We start from the raw sequence: 1,579 nt of genomic DNA on the forward strand, positions 1-1,579 counted from the left end.
CTCATCAGAAACTTCCGGGAGCTTGGAAACCCAGCGTCTTCAGACCTGGGAGGAAAAGCGACACGAGCGGTTTTAACCGCCGTGGTATTTCAGAATTTGTTGGATGATAATTTTCAGCGCAGCAAAAACTGTTAACTTTACAAAAACGGTAACTTTTTGCAACATTTTATCCAATTCAGCCAATTGACACAACCGCAGCAATCAATTATTATTAAACCAATAAACTAACGCCAAAGTAACACCAATGGCTAAAGTTAAGAACGCAGGAGTGCAGCAAATATTGCTCCATCCCGACAAAGAAACCAAGGCGATACTTGAATATTTATGCCAACAGTCGGGAAAGCTATATAACAACGGCTTGTACTTCGCCAGACAGATGTTATTTAAAACCGGAAAAATCCTGTATGGAAAATTTGATTTAATTTACGAACCATCAGTATCAAAGTCGATGGTTGCTCAATCCATACCCTCAACTCCCATGCAACAGACGTTGATGTCAGTTGCAGAAGCATTCAAATCTTTTAAGGGGTTGAGGGATTTGTATTTTAAGGGCGAATTGCACTTTAAGCCACGCCCACCCAACTATCTCAAAGGCTCAAAACTGTTCAAAGTCACCTATCCTAATTCTGGCGGTCAAAAGCCAGTTCTTATTGATGGTAGCTTGAAGTTTTCTCTGGGATTAACTGTGAGAAGGTGGTTTGGGGTATCAGAATTTTACCTACCCATGCCTTCTAATATTGAATTATCAACGGTTAAAGAATTCACTATCCTACCTAAGAATGGTGGCTTTTATCTTGAGATGTCCTACGAAATAAAAAAACAAAAGCACGACCTGGATATTCGTCGTGCTTTGTCAATTGATTTAGGAACCGCCGATAATCTCGCTGCCTGCGTCGATAATCTAGGTAATTCATTTCTGATAGATGCTCGCGCTATGAAGGCGATGAATCAATTGTGGAATAAAAAGGTATCAACCCGCAAAGAAGGCAAGTCGGAGGGATACTGGGATAAATGGTTGGATAGAGTTACCCGCTCTTCGCACCATCAAATGCGTGACGGGATCAATAAGGCGGCTAAGATTGTTATTCGACATTGCTTAAAATACCAGATCGGTACTTTAGTTGTTGGCTGGAATGAAGGCTTTAAGGATAGTGCTAATCTTGGTCGAATCGAAAATCAGAAATTTGTTCAAATGCCTTTGGGCAAGCTCAAAGAAAGACTGAAGCAACTTTGCAGTTTGCACGATATTAGATTTGTAGAGACTGAAGAAGCTTATACTTCTCAGGCCAGCTTTCTTGATGGCGACTCCCTGCCCAAATATGGTGAAAAGCCAGATGGGTGGAAAGCATCCGGCAAGCGTATATATCGTGGCTTGTATCGCTCTTCCAATGGTTCAATTGTTAACGCCGATCTGAATGCGTCTGCAAATATTTTGCGTAAAGTAGCCAGAAATCTAGGCTTAGACTTAGGCTTACTGGGTAGGCGGTGCTTGACGACCGCAGCGAGAGTTAGACTTTGGTTAAATCCGATGCCTTCTCTGTCCGCAGAATCTCAGTCTCTTTAGAGCTGAGAGTGTCAA

General features: G+C 42.1%; 1 protein-coding gene. It reads left to right on the forward strand.

Translation table 11 applies throughout. From position 1 onward, the window contains the following. Positions 1–244 precede the first annotated feature (244 nt). Positions 245–1,564 carry an RNA-guided endonuclease InsQ/TnpB family protein gene (locus MiSe_RS48955; protein WP_226594778.1) on the forward strand — a complete coding sequence of 440 codons (1,320 nt, stop codon included), beginning with the start codon at positions 245–247 and terminating at the stop codon, positions 1,562–1,564. Positions 1,565–1,579: the final 15 nt, after the last annotated feature.

The organism is Microseira wollei NIES-4236 (assembly GCF_020521235.1).
Classification (GTDB): domain Bacteria; phylum Cyanobacteriota; class Cyanobacteriia; order Cyanobacteriales; family Aerosakkonemataceae; genus Microseira; species Microseira wollei.